We start from the raw sequence: 16,889 nt of genomic DNA on the forward strand, positions 1-16,889 counted from the left end.
GCGCACGCGTCCCGTGTCATCGCCGATCTGCCGGCAGTGCACTGCAGCAAGCGCCAGCCCCCCGATGAGGCGACCACAAGCCCCATACGTTCGTCATCCGCGGGCTTTACCCGCGGACCCATAGATCGCCGCGGCTAGTCACGGGCGCCGGGGTTAAGCCTGGGCATGACGGCGGTCGTGGCGACGTGACAGCCAAACCACTGGGTATCGCCTCGGAGGCAGGGATCTACCCCGATCGCACGATGGCGAACGAGGTACAGTTGCCGCCCGCTCGCAATGGCACCGTGGGGAGGTCCGCTAGAGATTGGGGTTGCGCCAGCCCTGCACACCATCGACGGACGTGACGGTGTTGCCGACACCGTCGACGGTGAAGATGCAGGGGCGCTCAATCTCCAGTATCCATCCCTTCGACGACATCGCCTCCAACAGCATACCGTCGATGGTTCTCGAATGGGTGCCAATGACGACATAGGCAACGGCGTCCATCAGATCGACCGCGCCATCGCCCAGCAACGCCACTTCTCCGCCCTGGATGTCGACATGCAGCAGGTCAACCCTGCGGCCGCGGCTCAACTCCGCAATTGTCGTGGCGGCCAGCAAGTCATAACCGCCAGTGCGCTCCGCTTCGGCCATCTGTGCTTCGCTGGGGTGAAATAGCGGTTCTGAGCCCCAGGAGGCCGAAGGATCTGCCACAACGGGAAACAGGGCCGCGCCAGTGGTACGGGCTGCCACGCCGTGGATGATCCGATAGTCATTCGCTCTAAAACCGTTGCCGGTCAGACTAGCTTCGGCCATGGCAACATGCCCATGATCGCCCTCGATACCGATCAAGTCCACTGTAAGACCGCGTATCCGCGCGGCAATGCCGGTGTTGGTCAGCCAGCAGGCCCAGCCGCACCCAAGTTCCACAGCCCGAAAGGTGCCATTCGCGAGATCGACGGCCCGCAATGCAGCGCCCCACTCGGCAATGTCCGCATGCCAATTGGCAGGTATGGGCACGTGCTCTACCACACCTCGCTGCGCCTCAAGGGCGGTGGGAAAGACTGCGGGATCGATACGGACGCCGAGAAAGTTGGTCGCGAAATCCTCGTGCGGCGTTGGGGTGGCCATCGCGCTGTAGCGCCGGATGACCTCCTGCGGATCGAAACTGCTTTGGTAGTGCCAAAAAGGGCTAGGCGCCGGCTGTCGCGCGAGCTCGTTGCGCTCGTTCCACAAGCGTCTGATTGAGGGGATCGCGAGCGCCGCTTTCGCCGCCAGTGGCCTAAGCCCGTTCATTTGTTTAGTTCCCCCCCAGAGCTCGGAGCGGCACCTGTATCCGTTTGCCTGACTGGTGAGAAGGCCCGCCTGGAGGCTACGGGCGCCTCGCAGGATCGGCACATGCGGCAAAGAAGCCGAAAATGCCGACGATCGCTTAAAGTCCGTTCTTGCTGACGCCTGATGCCAACCGATTTCGCGCTACGCCGCCGCAGGGACAAAGGGCCCGCCCACGCCGTATCCTCGGACACGGCAAGATAGAGCAAACCCGATGGCGCGAGCCAATCGGGCGTTTTCGCACCTCGCAACCGTTGCGCCACATCTCCGTTGCAACGCGATAGCCCTACCGGATCGCCCGATCATGGACGCCACAGCCCATCATCCTCGCCTGCACGGCCTCGCCCGCTGGCGCCACATCGCGGTCGAAACCCTGAAATCCTACTTCCTCGATCCGGACAATTCGCCCCGCTGCGCCGCCGTCGCCTTCTTCGGCTTCCTCTCCTTCTTCCCTGCCATCGCCACCATCGCGCTGATTTACGGCATCGTCGCCAACCGCCAGCTTGTGGCCGAGACTGTGGAGGCGGCCGACTACGTCCTGCCCGACATGGCCCGCGGCATCGTCGCCGAGCAGCTGGCGATGCTCGCGTCCCAGCCCCCGGCTGCCCTCGGCATCGGCCTGCTCATCTCCGTCCCGCTGGCGTTGTGGAGCGGCTCGCGCGGCGTCGATGCCCTGCTTTTCGCCATGTCCCGCGTTCGCGGCGAAAAGGAGAAGCGCAACGTCATCACGTCGGTGCTCTACGCCGTCGGCCTCAGCATTGTCGGCGCGATCTTCCTCGTCATCGCCCTGCTGACCGTCGCCGGCCTGCCCGCGCTGATCCCCTGGCCGTCGGGCGACGAACTGCTCGTCCTGCTGCTGCGCTGGCCGATCCTGCTCATCCTCACCGTCGGCATACTCGCCGTGCTCTATCGCTGGGGCCCCGACCGCCATCCGCGAAAATTCCGCTACATCTGGCCGGGCGCCATCCTCGCCTCGCTGCTCTGGCTGCTCGCCGGCGCGGTGTTCTCGATCTACGTCGAGAACTGGGGCAACTACGAAGCCACCTTCGGCTCCGTCTCAGCCGCCGTCGTGCTGCTGCTCTGGCTCTACAACTCGGCGCAAATCCTCGTTCTCGGTGCCGCCTTCAACACCGAGATCGAGCGCGCCGATACGGGCCCCGGCGGCTAGGCGGCAGCGCCGCCCTTGGCCGACTGGTACATCCGCCAGGCCAGCCCCAGCAGCGCGATGGCGAAGATGATCGCCAGCACCCCGCCGAAGATCACCATCACCAGTGCCCCCAGCATCGGTGCGAACAGCAGCGCAATGCCGAACAGCACGTAGAGCAGGCCCGACAGCACGACTGGCCAGATGCGGGCGTAGCTCTCGCGTTCCCGCACGATCACCCAGATTTCCATCACCCCCACGAAGATCGCCTGGAAGGCAACGAGGTAGATGAGGAAGGTGGTGGTCAGCAGCGTGGCCAGCACCGGCGAAATCAGGATCAGCACGCCCGTGATGATCGCCAGCACGTTGCGGATCACGTCGAACCAGAAATTGCCCGTCTTGGCGCCGCCGAAAGTCAGGCTCCACAGCCCCAGCAAGCCGTCGATCAGCAACAATGCGCCGCCGAAGATCACCAGCACGAACAATGCCTGTGCCGGAAAGATCACCGCATAGATGCCGGCCAGCAGCATCAACACTCCGCGCAGGCCGGTAATCCACGCCCACCGCTTCCTGGTATCACTCGAAATCGCCATCGGTCCGCCTCCAATGCCCTGATATCGCGGAAGCTTAGCCCATTCGTGCGATCGGCCAAAGTAGCATCGGAAACTCTTGCACCGCACTTGCATCGTCTGATGCGCCATGATCCTTTCCGCCTCCCTCCGGAGGACGCCATGCCGATAGCCATCTATGCCCTGGCGCTTGCCGCCTTCGCCATCGGCTCGGCCGAGTTCGTCATTTCCGGCATCCTGCCGCCGCTTGCCACCGATCTCGGCGTCTCCATCCCGACTGCGGGCCTCCTCGTTTCCGCCTATGCCATCGGCGTCGCCATTGGCGGCCCGGTCATCACCATCGCCACCTCGCGCTGGTCGCAGCGCGCCGTGATCATCGCGTTGATGATCCTCTTCACCATCTCGCAGGTCCTCTGCGCGCTCGCCCCGGACTACGGGCTGCTGATGGCGGCGCGCCTGCTCTCCTCCTGCGCCCATGGCGCCTTCTTCGGCGCCGGCAATGTCGTCGTCGCCACGCTCGTTCCCCCCGAACGGCGCGGCGCCGCCTTCTCACTGTTCATCTCCGGCATCACCGTCGCCAACCTGCTCGGCCTGCCTGGTGGCAGCGCCATCGGCCTGCACTTTGGCTGGCGCGTCACTTTCCTCGTCGTCGCCGCCCTCGGCGTCCTCGCCACGCTGGTGCTGATCGCCCGCTTGCCCCGAACAAGGGCCGTCGAGGGCCGCAGCGCCACGCTGGTCGAGCAGTTGCGCGAACTGCGCCATCATGAGGTCTGGCTCAGCTACCTGACCATCGCCCTCGTCATGGTCGGCGCCCTCGCCTTCGGTACCTATCAGGTGCCGATCATGCTCAACGTCACCGGCCTCTCGGCCGATATCGTGCCGATCTACCTGCTGATCGGCGGTCTCGGCTCGGTGCTCGGCATCTACCTGGGCGGCCGCGGCACCGATTGGAGGCCGATGCCGACCCTGCTCACCGCCCTGCTGCTGCAGGCGCTGCTCTATTTCACCATGCTGTTCGCGGTGCACGACAAGGTCTGGATGACCGTCAATCTCCTCGCCTCCTCCATCCTCGGCTTTGCCTTCTCCACGCCGCTTCAGGCCCGCGTCATCACCGCGGCCCACAAGGCGCCCAACCTCGCCTCGGCGCTGATTTCCACGGCCTTCAACATCGGCATCGCCGCCGGCGCCTTCATCGGCGCCAGGCTGATCGAGTCCGGCGTGAGCTACGCCAACCTGCCGGCGGTCGGCGTCGTCGCCAGCCTCGGTGCAGCCACGACGGCGGCGATTTCCTGGCAACTCGAGCGGCACGGGCGATTGGTGCCAACTCAACCGTGATCCGCAGGAAATTCTTTACCATCAGCGGCCGCGTTTACCCGCCGTTGGTATGGTTTTGGTACGATCCGGCACCCGAATCCTCCGACTAGACGACCGCGCGTGCTCGACCAGACCTCACTGCTCATCGCCATCGGCTTTTCCGCCATGGCGCTGGCGCTGACCCTCATCATCACCTGGCTGGGCACCAGGCGTGACATGTACCTGCTGAGCTGGGGCCTCGGCCTCGGCTTCGTCGCGCCCGGCTCCATCCTCTATGGCTGGCTCGAGGCCTATGTGCCGGCCGTGCAGTGCCTTGCCTTCTCGCTGCTGCTCGCGGGCTTCGCCTTCATCTATGTCGGCGCCGCGCAATTCTCGTCCGGCCGCACGCCCTGGCGCCGCGCCCTCGTCGGCTGGCTCGGCAGTTGCACCATCATGGCGGTCCTGTTTGCCACCGGCCTCACCGGCGTAGGCACCATCGTGCTCAATGTCGCCGCTGCGCTCTACTTCCTCGCCGCCGGCCGCGAACACTGGCTGGCGCGCCGAAAGATCCCGCTTGCCATGCTCGGCAAGTCCGTCCTCTACGGCGCGACCGCTGTCACCTTCGCGTTGTGCGCCGCAGTGCTGATCACCAACAGCCAGTGGGTCCTGACCGCCCGCCCGCAGAACTGGGCCGAGGATCTCAACTCCATTGCCCTGCTCGCCGCTCTCGCCGCAGCCGGCGCCGTCACCATGGCGCTGCACCAGTTCCGCATCACCGAGTCCCACCGGCGCCTCGCCATGACCGATGCCCTGACGGGCCTGCTCAACCGCCGCGCCCTTTTCAGCCTGATCGGCAATGCGCCGGTGCCGCCCGCTACCGCGGTCATCATGCTCGATCTCGACGACTTCAAGACCATCAACGATCGCTTCGGCCACGCCGTCGGCGACGAGGTCCTGGTCCGCTTCGCCGCCATCCTCTCCCGTGCCCTCGGCCCGGAAGATGTCGCGGCGCGTCTCGGCGGCGAGGAATTCTGCCTGATGCTGTCGGACACCGAGGCCTCGGCCGCCCACTCGCTCGCCGAGGGGATTCGCCGCGAGCTCGAATCCACCGAGCCCCTCCCCGCCGGCTACGGTCCGCCCACCGTCAGCGCCGGCATTGCCATCGCCTCGCAGACCGGCGAAAGCTTCGACGATCTGCTGCGCGCTGCCGACGAACAGCTCTACCGCGCCAAGGACGCCGGCCGAAACCGCGTCCACGGCCCCGAGCCACGCTTGGTAGCGTAAGCTCAAAGTTTTCGCCCAACCATGGTGTCACCCCGGCGAAGGCCGGGGCCCATCCTGAGATCGTTCGGCCTGCCCGCTGGCTTCGCTGCGACCGAACCTAGGCCCCCAGCGCCGTCCGGATCTTCGCGGAAGCCTTGCCGAAGTCGATCCGCCCCGGATACTCGGCCTTCAGCGCCGCCACCACCTTGCCCATGTCCTTGGCATCCTTGGCCCCGACCTTGGCGATCGTGTCGATGATCGCCGCTTCCACCTCGGCCTCGCTCAGCCCCTGCGGCAGGAACTCGTTGAGGATGGCGATCTCCTCGCGCTCGACCACCGCCAGGTCGTCGCGCCCGGCTTTCTCGTAGATGCCCAGCGACTCCTCGCGCTGCTTCACCATCTTCTGCAGCAGCGCCAGCAGTTCGGTGTCGTCGAGCGGTCCCTTGCCGTGGCCGCGGGCATCGATGTCCTTGTCCTTGATCGCCGCATTGATCGCCCGCAGCGTCGCCGTACGCCGCTTGTCCCCGGCCTTCAGGGCCGTCTTGTACTGCTCATCGATTGCCTGGCGCATGGGAGTTCTCCACTGGTACTTTTCTCGCCTTTTCGGCACCCCATATAGCTCAATAACAGCGGCGCGCCACTTGCGCTCCGTGCGGGCCCCTTCTAAGGAGAGCCCTCAACCGACACGAACCGGAGCGTGGCAGGAAAAGTTGCGAGACTTTTCCGGATCAACCGCGCGACCGCTAAACCTTTGGAGCCCCGTCATGACCGGCTGGCAGCAAAAGCCCGCGACCGCCCTCCTGATCCTGGACGACGGCACGCGCCTCGAAGGCCACGGCATCGGCGCCATCGGCCACGCCGCCGGCGAGGTGTGCTTCAACACCGCCATGACCGGCTACCAGGAGATCCTCACCGATCCCTCCTATGCCGGCCAGATCATCACCTTCACCTTCCCGCATATCGGCAATGTCGGCGCCAACGACGAGGACATCGAGACGGTGAACATGGCGGCGCTGTCGGGCATCCGTGGCTGCGTGCTGCGCGCCGACATCACCAACCCGTCAAACTACCGCGCCGCCGAAAAGCTCGATGCGTGGCTGAAGAAGCGCAACATCATCGGCATCGCCGGCGTCGATACCCGCGCGCTCACCGCCCGCATCCGCGAGAAGGGCATGCCCAACGGCGTCATCGCCCATTCGCCCGATGGCTTCTTCCACGAGCCGTCCATGCTCGCCGAGCTCAAGGCCTTCCCGGGCCTCGAGGGCCTCGACCTCGCCAAGGAAGTCACCACCGCCCAGACCTACCACTGGGACCAGACCTCCTGGACCCGTACCGAGGGCTATGGCGAGCTCACCGATCCGCAGTTCCACGTCGTCGCCATCGACTACGGCGCCAAGCGGAACATCCTGCGCCAGCTCGCCGACCAGGGCGCGAAGGTCACCGTCGTTCCGGCGACCGCCACCGCCAAGGATGTGCTCTCGCACAACCCCGACGCCATCTTCCTCTCCAACGGCCCCGGCGACCCGGCCGCCACCGGCACCTATGCCGTGCCGACGATCAAGGCGCTGATGGAAACCGGCAAGCCTATGTTCGGCATCTGCCTCGGCCACCAGTTGCTCGGCCTCGCCGTCGGCGGCAAGACCCAGAAGATGCACCAGGGCCACCATGGCGCGAACCATCCGGTCAAGGACCTCACGACCGGCAAGGTCGAGATCACCTCGATGAACCACGGCTTCGCCGTCGACACCGAAAGCCTGCCCGACAGCGTCAAGCAGACCCATATCTCGCTGTTCGACGGCTCCAATGCCGGCCTCGAGGTTGACGGCAAGCCGATCTTCTCGGTGCAGTACCATCCCGAGGCGAGCCCCGGCCCGCACGACAGCCACTATCTCTTCACCCGCTTCCTCAACCTCGTCCGCGCCCAGAAGGGTCTTCCTCTCGCACCCGAGCAGGTCAAAGCTGGCGAGTAAGCCGGTCAAATGGTAGTCTCGCGCCCATGGAACGCGAGATCACCATCACCGTGACAGACGAGGAAGCCCGCCGCATCGACGAGCGCGTCGCCGCAGGCGAGTTTGCTTCAGCGGCAGAGCTTGCGCATGCGGCGGTGTCGAGCGTGCTTGCGCCGCCGGATGTGGACATTCCCGATGACGTACTTCGGCAGCTTCTTGAAGAAGACGACGCCGACGACCACAGCGATGAGATGACTGGCGAGGAACTTCGCGCCCACCTGCATCAATACATCGACTTGCTGGTCGCGCGGCGCGATGGCAAGGCGTAGCGTCATCTTCCACAAGGCCGCAAGGCGCGACCTCGAGCGACTTCTGGCCTACATTATCAAGAATCAGGCTCTGCCCCGAACGGCGCACGACTATGTCGACCGTATTACTGCTCGTTGTGAGCGGTTGGGAGATACCCCGTTTATCGGCACGGACCGCAGTGCATTCGGTCCCGGCGTGCGAACGCTGCCGTTCGAGGGCGTAGTCATCGCGTTCCATGTCGGCCCAAGTTCCGTCCGCATCCGCCGCATCTTCGGGCAAGCCCAGAACTACCAGCGCCTGCTTCATCGCCCATGAAAAAGGGCCGCCCGGTGCCGGGCGACCCTCCGCTTGGCCATGGCTGGCCGGACGATCAGGGCGCCGCGGGAAGCGTCGCCACATGGGCATCGAACTCGGCCTGGTCGAGCTGACCGTCCGCGTTGGTGTCCGCCGCGGTAAAGGCCTCCTGGGTCAGATCGGGCCACACCGTCTGCGCCTCGGCGAGCGAAACGCCGCCGCTGGTGTCGGCATCCGCCGTGGCGAAGGTCGGGGCAGCCGCCTGCGCGAACGCGGCGGTCGACAGGCCGATGGCGGCAACGGTGATCAGGATCTTCTTCATGGACTTTGGTCCTTCCATGTGAGGGTTTTGCGGAGCCGGTGGCCCAACTCCGGTGGCGGCTTCAGCGCCGGCTACGGGAGGCAAGACTAGGGAGGATTGTGCTCGCAAACCGGCCGGATCGGGGCCGGCTCGGGATCATTTCCCGGTGATTTCTGGCGCAGCGAGAACAGGATTCGAACAGGGAACCGAATGCCGATCGAGGCGTTCCTGCCTGTTTGCCTAGCGCCAGTACCGCACCAACGGACCATCCTCTCCAGCTACCGGATCGCTTTTCGGCATCGGCACCGCCGCGATGTTCCGGTCTGCTGCCGGGCGGTCGCCCGGCGCGCCGCGCAGCAAGTCCCAGTCCTGCCCCGGCGGATAGGCCCCGACCATCATGAAGCCGTCGCCCGAATCGAGACGCCGATGCGCGACACCGGCAGGAATGACGATCACGTCACCCGCCCGCACCTCGAACTCCCGCCCCTTCGGTCCACCCAGCATCAGCCGGGCCCAGCCCCGTGCGCAGCCCAGCGCCTCATGCGCCGTCGAATGATAGTGATGGTAGGTGAACACCGAGGCCCGCCATGCCGGCGGCCAGCCACCGTCCTCGAACAACGCCTCCATCCGCTCCGGGCTGGCCTCCGCCCGCGGCACCGCCTCGACATAGAGCAGCAGCGGCAGCCGGCTGTTCGGAAAAGTCCCGTCATCCTCGAACTGCTCGAGCTTTAGCCCATCGATACGGCCAGCCATCGCTCGTCGCCTAGATGCTCGCGTTGAACGTGTCGCACTGGCCCACGTCGCCGGTCTGCATGCCGCGCTTCAGCCATGCCATGCGCTGCGCGGAAGTGCCGTGCGTGAAGTTGCGCTCGCTGACCTGTCCCCGCGTCAGCGTGTCGTCACCGATCGCATTGGCCGCGGTGATCGCCTCCTCGGTGTCGCCCGACTCGAGATAGTTCTGCTGCTTCACGTAATTGGCCCACACGCCGGCGTAGCAGTCGGCCTGCAGTTCCACGCGCACCGAATAGGCGTTCTGCTCGTCCTGGCTCATCGACGCGCGTGCGCGGTTGAACTGCGGCAGCACGCCGGTCTGGTCCTGCACGGCATGGCCGATTTCATGCGCGATCACATAGGCCTGGGCGAAATCGCCGGGCGCTCCGAACTGCTGGCGCAACTGGTCGTAGAAGGCGAGGTCGATATACACCTTCTTGTCGTTGGGGCAGTAGAACGGCCCCGAGGCCGACTGCGCCACGCCGCATCCCGACTGCGTCGCGTCGGTGAACAGCACCACGGTCGGCGGCTGGTAGGTGAGGTTGTTCTGCGCGAACACCTCGGTCCACAGGTTCTCCGTATCCTTCACCACCACCCCGACGAAGCTGGACAACTCGTCCTCCCCCGCATTGGCGGACGGCGGCGTGTATTGCTGGCCCGTGGTCGTGCCGGTGCTGTTGCCTCCGGTCAGCATGTCGAGCGGGTTCTGCCCCGTCGCGAACCAGATGATTCCCAGCACCACGATAATGCCGAGCAATCCCAGTCCGCCCCCGCCGGCGCGGCCGGTGGGAATGCGCATCCCGCCACCCGGCATGCTGAAGCCACCGCCGCTACGTCCAAGGCCGCCGCCCTGACCGCGCCGATCCTCGACATTCGAGCTACGCTCCCGGCCCTGCCACTTCATTTGGAATTCCTCACTGACGCTCTGCATTCAAGTCTATCAATAAGCCGATGCCCGGCAAACCGGTTCCAGTCGGTACATTCGCGTTTCTTGACCAATCGGTCAAAACAGCCTCAGATGCCATAGCGCCGTCATCGCAGCGTCACTGTGACGAGGCACCAAGCCGCATCCGATCTCGCGTGCGGCGGACGGCAGTTGCGGCCGTCTCTTAGGCCACGATCAGCTCAGGGAGACTCATCATGAATTATCACAATGGCATTTCCCGCCGTGCCTTCCTCGCCGGCACCGCGACGCTTGGCGCCGCGGTCGCGCTCCATCCCTTCGCGGTGCAGGCCGCCGCCGGCCAGGCCCATCTGCGCATCATGGAAACCACCGACCTCCATGTCGCGGTCTTCCCCTACGACTATTACGCCGACGCCCCCAACGACACGCTCGGCCTGTCGCGCACGGCCGCGCTGATCGAGGCCATCCGCGCCGAGGCCGGCAACTCGATCCTCGTCGACAATGGCGACGTCATCCAGGGCAACCCGATGGGCGATTACATCGCCTACGAAAAAGGCCTCACCAACGAGCCCCACCCGATCATCGCCGCCATGAACACGCTCGGCTACGAAGCCGGCACGCTGGGCAACCACGAGTTCAACTACGGCCTCGAATTCCTCGACGCCGCCATTGCCGCGGCCAACTTCCCGATCGTTTCGTCGAACCTGGTGAAGGGCGAACTGGCCGCCGACGTCCTCTCCGACACCACCTACATCCCGCCCTACCAGATCGTCGAAAAAGAGCTGACCGACGGCACCGGCGCCAAGCACACCATCAAGCTCGGCTTCATCGGCTTCGTGCCGCCCCAGATCATGACCTGGGACAACACCCACCTTTCCGGCAAGGTCAATACCCGCCAGATCGTCGAGGCCGCCGAAGCCTACGTACCGAAGATGCGCGAAGAAGGCGCCGAGCTCATCATCGCCCTCTCACACTCCGGCATCGCCCCCGAAATCGGCATCGGCGAGAATGCCTCGCTGCAGCTTGCCGCCGTCGAGGGCATCGACGTCATCCTCACCGGCCACCAGCACCTTGTCTTCCCGAACTCCAAGGACTTCGAAGGCGTCGAGGGAGCCGACCTCGAGAAGGGCACGCTCGCCGGGAAGCCCGCCGTCATGGCCGGCTTCTGGGGCTCGCACATGGGCCTGATCGACCTGCTGCTCGAAAAGGCCGACGACGGTACCTGGTCCATCGTCTCGCACACCTCCGAAGCCCGCCCGATCTTCGAGCGCGTCGAGGGCAAGGTGGCCCCGCTGGTCGAAAGCGTCGCCACCGTCGAAGCCGCCGCGCAGGACGACCACGACGAGACCCTCGCCTATGTCCGCCGCGCCGTCGGCGAGACTGCCGCCCCGCTGCACTCCTACTTCGCGCTCGTCGCCGACGATCCGTCGGTGCAGATCGTGAACATCGCCCAGAAATGGTACCTTGAGCAGATGCAGGCCGGCACCGAGTGGGAGGGTCTGCCCATCCTCAGCGCCGCCGCCCCGTTCAAGTCCGGCGGCCGCGGCGGCCCCGACTACTACACCGACGTCCCGGTCGGCCCGGTCGCCATCAAGAACGTCGCCGACCTCTACCTCTACCCCAACACCATCCAGGCCGTGGTCATCACCGGCCAGGACGTGCAGAACTGGCTCGATCGCTCGGCCGGCATCTTCAACCAGGTCGAGGCCGGCGCCACCGACGCCCCGCTGATCAACCTCGACTTCCCGTCCTACAATTTCGACGTCATCGACGGCGTCACCTACAGGATCGACATCACCAAGCCCTCCAAGTACGGCCCCAAGGGCGAGGATCTCGGCGTCACCGAGAGCCGTATCGTCGACCTGATGTATGACGGCAAGCCGATCGACCCGGCCCAGAAATTCGTCGTCGCCACCAACAACTACCGCGCCGGCGGCGGCGGCACCTTCCCCGGTATCGGCCCGGACAAGATCGTGTTCATCGGTCCCGACACCAACCGCGACCTCATCGTGCGCTACATCGTCGAGAACGGCACCATCCAGCCCAAGGCCGACAGCAACTGGTCCCTCGCCCCGATCGGCGCCACCGTCCTGTTCGAAACCGGCCCCAAGGGCGCCGAGCACCTCGAGGACGTCACCGCCGTCAAGATCGAAGCCACCGGCGACACCAGCGAAACCGGCTTCGGCATCTACCGCATCACGCTGTGATCGCGGCGCAGGCGGGCGGCGCATGCCGCCCACCTCCCCACCGCACCGGCGTCATCCCCGCGAAGGCGGGAATCCAGTGCCACACGCACCACCCTCTCCTGATCCTCCCCCGTGCAACGGGGGAGGGGGACCAGCGAAGCTGGTGGAGGGGGCGGCCACAAACACTGAGCCCACCCCCACCCCCGTCGGTCAAATTGCCACCTTGCGGTGCGCCGCCAACTCCCCTCTCCTTCGCGCCAACAAGCGCGGAGGAGGCGCCAACACCATGCTGCACACTGAAGCCCGCCACGCCGACGGCCTCGTCATCCCGCGCCGCCGCGCCCTCGGCATCGCGTCCGACCATGCCGGCTTCCCGATGAAGGGCTTCATCCGCGACCTGCTCGCCGAGCACGCCGACGAAGTGATCAGCCTCGGCGCCGAATCCACCGAACCGGTCGATTTCCCCGACGTCACCCGCAAGGCCGTCCAGCTCATCCGCGATGGCCGCGCCGAGCGCGTCGTCCTCGTCTGCGGCACAGGCGCCGGGGCCTGCATCGCCGCCAACAAGGTCAACGGCATCCGCGCGGCCGTCGCCACCGACACCTATGTGGCGCGCCAATGCGTCATCCACGACGACGTCAACGTGCTCTGCATCGGCGCCTGGATCGTCGGCCCGCAAGTCGCTTCCGACGTGGTCCGAGCCTTCCTCGCGGCAGAATTCTCGACCGAAGAACACTTCCGCCGCCGCGTCGAAAAGCTGGCCGATCTAGAGCGTGAGCAGCGCGGCTGAAGATCAGCGGCGAGAGACCTTCTCGATCTCGCCCAGTCGCGCCGCGATGTCGCGCATGATCGGCTCGAAGAACCGCAGTGAGAATTGCCCGATGATGGCATCCGGCTCCAGATAATAGGAGCCACCGGCAACATCGACATTCAACTCGTCGAGGATGATCCACTGCCGCCGATCGCGGTCCAGGCCGGCGCGATGCCGTTCAATCTCCGGGACCTCCACGAACCGCCGATCGGCTGTCGGTTCGGAAGTGGTGATCGGAAACAGCAGCAGGACATCGCCGCGCTCGCGCTGAAGCCGGAACGCCACCGCGGTGGGTCGTGACTTCCTTCCCTCGATCTCGCCCGCCTCGGCCTGGCGCTGCCACAAATAGGGATAGCGGACGACCGAACCGGGAACGAGCGCGATCATTCCTGATCGGCACCTTTGGCGTAGGCGTCGATTGCCGCCTCCAGTTCCTCAGCGGTGACGTAGTCCCCCAGTTGCCCGATGCTGATCGCCCGCCGCGGGTCCGCCCGGCGCCGCATCTCGGCATAGTCATCGGCATTCATGATCACCAGCCGCGGCTTGTTGCGCTGGGTGATCGTCACCGGCCGGCGCAACGCCTCTGCAATGATGTCACCCGACTTGCGTGACAGGTCGGAGGTCGAATAGCTCTTCTCAGCCATCTGCCAATCCTGCATTTTCCATCATTCACGCAAATTACAGCAATGCTGTATATCCTGCAAGCCTTGAACCCCGCGCACTGCCTCCCGGACAGGCCGTGGCCCTGCTCTCTCGCCCTTGACTAACCCACTCCACCGGCATTCGTTTGTCCCCGTTCATTTTGGCGGGGATTCGATGGCGGGACCGACGCAGCAAATGGAAGTCCTCCTCAAGGAGGCCGATATCACCCTGAACGGGTCGCGCCCGTGGGACCCGCAGATCCACTCACCCGAGTTCTGGACCCGCCTCTACGGCCAGGGCACGCTCGGGCTCGGCGAGGCCTACATGGACGGCCTGTGGGACGTCGAGGACATGGCCGAGTTCTTCAACAAGGTCCTCACCTCCAAGGTCCCCGAGGGCGTCCGCCTTACCACTAACCTGGTCTGGCAGATGGTCCAGGCGCGCCTCCTCAACATGCAGAATATCGGCCGTTCGAGGCGCGTCGCGAACATGCACTACTCCGAGACCGAGGCCTACAAAGCCTCTCTCGACAAGCGCATGACCGGCTCGTGCGGCTACTGGCCCGAAGGCGTCACCAATGTCGACGAGGCCCAGGAAGCCAAGCTCGACATGGTCTGTAGGAAGATCGGCGTGCAGCCCGGCCAGCTCGTCTGGGACATCGGCTGCGGCTGGGGCGCCTTTATGGGCTTCGCGGCCGAAAAATATGGCGCCCGCTGCGTCGGCGTCACCGTCTCGCCCGACCAGGCCGCCTATGGCCGCGAGCGCTACAAGGACCTGCCGATCGAGTTCCGCGTCCAGGACTATCGCCAGTTCGAGGGCAAGACCGACCATGTCGTCTCGATGGGCATGTTCGAGCACGTCGGCCACAAGAACTACCGCACCTATTTCGAGAAGGCCCGCTCGGTCATCAAGGACGATGGCCTGTTCATGATGCACACCATCGGCAGCCAGTGGTCGACCGAGACCATCGAGGCCTGGCTAGAAAAATACATCTTCCCCGGCGGCGTCATTCCCTCCATCGCCCAGATCGGCAAGGCCATCGATGGCCTGTTCACGGTCATCGACATCCACAATATTGGTCCGCACTACGACAAGACGCTCGTCGCCTGGTACGAGAACTTCGACCGCAACTGGAAGAAGGACCGCACCCCCGAGGAAGAGCGCTTCTACCGGCTGTGGAAATACTACCTGCTGTGCTGCGCCGGCGGCTTCCGCGCCAAGATCCTGCAAGTCTGGCAGTTCGTCCTCTCCACCCGCGGCGTGCCTGACGGCTACGTCACCCAGCGCTAAGGGCCATCGATGACCACCATCGTCTATGTCGGCAACTCCGACAGCCAGGACATCAGCGTCTTCCGGCTCAGCCCGGAGGGCGCTCTTATCCTCGTCGAAACCACGCCCGTCCCGGGCCCCACGACGCCCGGCGGCTCGCTGCCGCTCGCCATCAGCCCCGACAAAAAGCGCCTCTACGCCGGCCTGCGCAACGAGCCCTATTCCGTCGTGAGTTTTGCCATCGATCCGATCACCGGCAAACTGGACCACATCGGCTACGGCCCCCTTGCCGACACGATGGCCTACATCTCCGTCGATCGCACCGGCAAGTTCCTGCTCAGCGCTTCATACGGCGGCAGCAAGGTCAGCGTGAACCCGATCGGCGCCGACGGCATCGTCGCCCCGCACCAGCAGGTCCTGCCGACCGAGCCCAAGGCCCACTCCATCCTCGTCGATCCAACCAACCATTATGCCCTCGTTGCGAGCCTCGGCGGCGATGTCGTGCTGCAATACCGCTTCGACGCAGCCGGGACGCTGACGCCGAACGACCCGCCAGCCGCCCCTATCGAACCCAAGGGCGGCCCCCGCCATTTCGTGTTCTCGCCGGATACGCGCTTCGTCTACCTGCTCAACGAGCTCGACGGCACCGTGCACGTCCTCCCCTGGCACCCCGCCACCGGCACGCTCGGCGCCGAGCTCCAGTCCATCACCGCCCTGCCCCCGGGCTTCGACGGCAAGCCCTGGGGCGCCGACATCCACATCACGCCCGATGGCAAGTTCCTCTACGCCTCCGAGCGCACCACCAGCACCCTCGCCGGCTATCGCGTCGATGCCGCGACCGGCCGCCTCACTGCCGTCGACTCGACCCCGACGGAAACCCAGCCCCGCGCCTTCGCCATCGATCCTGCGAGCCGCTACCTCCTCGCCGTCGGCCAGCTCTCCGACAGCATGACCACCTACGCCATCGGTGCAACCGGCGAGCTGACTCGCCTCGCGGCCACCCCGGTCGGCCGCAATCCTAACTGGGTGGAGATCGTGTCCCTCCCGTGAGTTCACGCTTCCTTGGCCTGTTGATCCTCGCCGTCCTCGTCGGCGCCGGGCTCTATCTCTGGCTGCAACCCGCGCCATCCCAACCTCCGCCTCTTCCGGCCCCGACCGCTCCGACATCTGCCCCCGAGACGACGCCACCGCGACAGCCGGACGACGCCTACTTCATCCTCGCCGTCAGCTGGCAGCCGGCCTTCTGCGAAACCGCGCCCGGCAAGCCCGAATGCCGCAGCCAGTCCGCCGGCCGGTTCGACGCCAGCCACTTCACCCTCCACGGCCTCTGGCCCCAGGGCGAATACTGCGGCGTCCCGGCCGCCCTCGAGGACGCCGACCGCGATGGCCACTGGTCCGCCCTCCCCGCCGTCGACATCTCGGCGGACCTGCGCCGCGAACTGGAAACCGCCATGCCCGGCACCGCCTCCCAGCTCGAGCGCCACGAGTGGATCAAGCACGGCACCTGCTTCGACGGCGACGCCGAGACCTACTATGCCGCGGCGTTGACCCTCCTCGCCGACCTCAACGCGTCACCCGTCCGCGAGCTCTTCGCCGACAATATCGGCAAGCGCCTCACCCAGGCCCAGATCCGGTCAGCCTTCGATGACGGTTTCGGTCGCGCCGCCGGCGAACGCGTCCGCGTCGCCTGCGAAGACGATGGCAACCGCACCCTCGTCACCGAGCTCACCCTCGGGCTCTGGGGCAGCATCGGTCGCGACCCCGATCTGAAGACCCTGCTCAACGCCGCCCGACCCACCTCCGGCGGCTGCCGCTCCGGCCTCGTCGACGCCGTGGGGTTCCAGTAGCAATCTGTTTACCGGTCGCGTTCAGG

Annotated in this window: 19 protein-coding genes; 11 read left to right on the forward strand and 8 right to left on the reverse strand. The window is 65.8% G+C overall.

What is annotated here, in order from left to right:
* Window positions 1–297: 297 nt before the first annotated feature.
* Entirely contained in the window at window positions 298–1,275 is a 978-nt protein-coding gene (locus tag AC3A6I_RS12170; RefSeq protein ID WP_487543978.1) for a class I SAM-dependent methyltransferase, read from the reverse strand.
* Window positions 1,276–1,615: 340 nt separating this feature from the next.
* Here AC3A6I_RS12170 and AC3A6I_RS12175 point away from each other — a divergent pair, with 340 nt between their 5' ends.
* Complete coding sequence (locus AC3A6I_RS12175; RefSeq protein WP_487543979.1) at window positions 1,616–2,479, forward strand: YihY/virulence factor BrkB family protein; 864 nt, start codon at window positions 1,616–1,618, stop codon at window positions 2,477–2,479.
* Here the strand turns inward: AC3A6I_RS12175 and AC3A6I_RS12180 are convergent.
* Window positions 2,476–3,048, reverse strand: a complete 573-nt coding sequence (locus AC3A6I_RS12180) for an HdeD family acid-resistance protein (protein ID WP_487543980.1) — start codon at window positions 3,046–3,048, stop codon at window positions 2,476–2,478. The genes AC3A6I_RS12175 and AC3A6I_RS12180 overlap by 4 nt on opposite strands.
* A 138-nt stretch (window positions 3,049–3,186) precedes the next feature.
* Between AC3A6I_RS12180 and AC3A6I_RS12185 the strand changes: the two genes are divergently transcribed.
* Entirely contained in the window at window positions 3,187–4,359 is a 1,173-nt protein-coding gene (locus tag AC3A6I_RS12185) for an MFS transporter (RefSeq protein WP_487543981.1), read from the forward strand.
* Window positions 4,360–4,458: 99 nt separating this feature from the next.
* A complete protein-coding gene (locus AC3A6I_RS12190) occupies window positions 4,459–5,601 on the forward strand; it encodes a GGDEF domain-containing protein (protein WP_487543982.1) in 1,143 nt (380 codons plus the stop codon).
* 97 nt (window positions 5,602–5,698) lie between these two features.
* On the opposite strand, the gene AC3A6I_RS12195 is transcribed toward AC3A6I_RS12190, so the two are convergent.
* Window positions 5,699–6,151, reverse strand: coding sequence for a GatB/YqeY domain-containing protein (locus AC3A6I_RS12195; protein WP_487543983.1), 453 nt, complete (start codon window positions 6,149–6,151; stop codon window positions 5,699–5,701).
* A 193-nt stretch (window positions 6,152–6,344) separates the two neighbouring features.
* Here AC3A6I_RS12195 and carA point away from each other — a divergent pair, with 193 nt between their 5' ends.
* The 3 genes from carA to AC3A6I_RS12210 are packed head-to-tail and all read left to right on the forward strand — an operon-like array spanning window position 6,345 to window position 8,153.
* Window positions 6,345–7,550 (forward strand): glutamine-hydrolyzing carbamoyl-phosphate synthase small subunit, encoded by a 1,206-nt coding sequence (gene carA, locus AC3A6I_RS12200; protein WP_487543984.1) that lies wholly within the window; start codon window positions 6,345–6,347, stop codon window positions 7,548–7,550.
* A gap of 26 nt (window positions 7,551–7,576) precedes the next feature.
* The gene (locus AC3A6I_RS12205) at window positions 7,577–7,858 is read left to right on the forward strand and encodes a hypothetical protein (RefSeq protein ID WP_487543985.1); all 282 of its coding nucleotides are present in this window, start codon (window positions 7,577–7,579) and stop codon (window positions 7,856–7,858) included.
* Complete coding sequence (locus AC3A6I_RS12210; protein ID WP_487543986.1) at window positions 7,845–8,153, forward strand: type II toxin-antitoxin system RelE/ParE family toxin; 309 nt, start codon at window positions 7,845–7,847, stop codon at window positions 8,151–8,153. Before AC3A6I_RS12205 ends, AC3A6I_RS12210 begins: the two co-directional genes overlap by 14 nt.
* Before the next feature lie 55 nt (window positions 8,154–8,208).
* Here the strand turns inward: AC3A6I_RS12210 and AC3A6I_RS12215 are convergent, their stop codons facing one another.
* The 3 genes from AC3A6I_RS12215 to ypfJ all read right to left on the reverse strand — a co-directional run bounded on the left by AC3A6I_RS12215 (window position 8,209) and on the right by ypfJ (window position 10,108).
* Window positions 8,209–8,454, reverse strand: a complete 246-nt coding sequence (locus AC3A6I_RS12215; protein WP_487543987.1) for a hypothetical protein — start codon at window positions 8,452–8,454, stop codon at window positions 8,209–8,211.
* Between the two features lie 219 nt (window positions 8,455–8,673).
* Window positions 8,674–9,186 carry a cupin domain-containing protein gene (locus tag AC3A6I_RS12220; protein ID WP_487543988.1) on the reverse strand — a complete coding sequence of 171 codons (513 nt, stop codon included), beginning with the start codon at window positions 9,184–9,186 and terminating at the stop codon, window positions 8,674–8,676.
* A 10-nt stretch (window positions 9,187–9,196) separates the two neighbouring features.
* On the reverse strand, window positions 9,197–10,108 hold the full coding sequence (ypfJ, locus tag AC3A6I_RS12225; protein ID WP_487543989.1) for a KPN_02809 family neutral zinc metallopeptidase: 912 nt from the start codon (window positions 10,106–10,108) through the stop codon (window positions 9,197–9,199).
* A gap of 236 nt (window positions 10,109–10,344) precedes the next feature.
* On the opposite strand from ypfJ, the gene AC3A6I_RS12230 reads away from it, so the two are divergent.
* A complete protein-coding gene (locus tag AC3A6I_RS12230) occupies window positions 10,345–12,315 on the forward strand; it encodes a bifunctional 2',3'-cyclic-nucleotide 2'-phosphodiesterase/3'-nucleotidase (protein WP_487543990.1) in 1,971 nt (656 codons plus the stop codon).
* A gap of 265 nt (window positions 12,316–12,580) precedes the next feature.
* Window positions 12,581–13,084, forward strand: coding sequence for an RpiB/LacA/LacB family sugar-phosphate isomerase (locus AC3A6I_RS12235; protein WP_487543991.1), 504 nt, complete (start codon window positions 12,581–12,583; stop codon window positions 13,082–13,084).
* A 3-nt stretch (window positions 13,085–13,087) separates the two neighbouring features.
* On the opposite strand, the gene AC3A6I_RS12240 is transcribed toward AC3A6I_RS12235, so the two are convergent.
* Together AC3A6I_RS12240 and AC3A6I_RS12245 are read right to left on the reverse strand one after the other, a co-directional pair.
* Window positions 13,088–13,492 carry a hypothetical protein gene (locus tag AC3A6I_RS12240; RefSeq protein ID WP_487543992.1) on the reverse strand — a complete coding sequence of 135 codons (405 nt, stop codon included), beginning with the start codon at window positions 13,490–13,492 and terminating at the stop codon, window positions 13,088–13,090.
* Window positions 13,489–13,749 carry a type II toxin-antitoxin system prevent-host-death family antitoxin gene (locus AC3A6I_RS12245; RefSeq protein ID WP_487543993.1) on the reverse strand — a complete coding sequence of 87 codons (261 nt, stop codon included), beginning with the start codon at window positions 13,747–13,749 and terminating at the stop codon, window positions 13,489–13,491. Before AC3A6I_RS12245 ends, AC3A6I_RS12240 begins: the two co-directional genes overlap by 4 nt.
* A gap of 193 nt (window positions 13,750–13,942) precedes the next feature.
* On the opposite strand from AC3A6I_RS12245, the gene cfa reads away from it, so the two are divergent.
* From cfa to AC3A6I_RS12260, 3 genes are read left to right on the forward strand one after another with little or no spacing between them, the layout of a single operon-like run.
* Window positions 13,943–15,037, forward strand: coding sequence for a cyclopropane fatty acyl phospholipid synthase (cfa, locus tag AC3A6I_RS12250; RefSeq protein WP_487543994.1), 1,095 nt, complete (start codon window positions 13,943–13,945; stop codon window positions 15,035–15,037).
* A gap of 9 nt (window positions 15,038–15,046) precedes the next feature.
* Window positions 15,047–16,066: a lactonase family protein gene (locus AC3A6I_RS12255; protein WP_487543995.1), complete on the forward strand. Its 1,020-nt coding sequence runs from the start codon at window positions 15,047–15,049 to the stop codon at window positions 16,064–16,066.
* The gene (locus AC3A6I_RS12260) at window positions 16,063–16,863 is read left to right on the forward strand and encodes a ribonuclease T2 family protein (RefSeq protein WP_487543996.1); all 801 of its coding nucleotides are present in this window, start codon (window positions 16,063–16,065) and stop codon (window positions 16,861–16,863) included. Before AC3A6I_RS12255 ends, AC3A6I_RS12260 begins: the two co-directional genes overlap by 4 nt.
* The last annotated feature ends 26 nt before the right edge of the window (window positions 16,864–16,889 follow it).

This window comes from Devosia sp. Soil_C_22 (assembly GCF_057657195.1).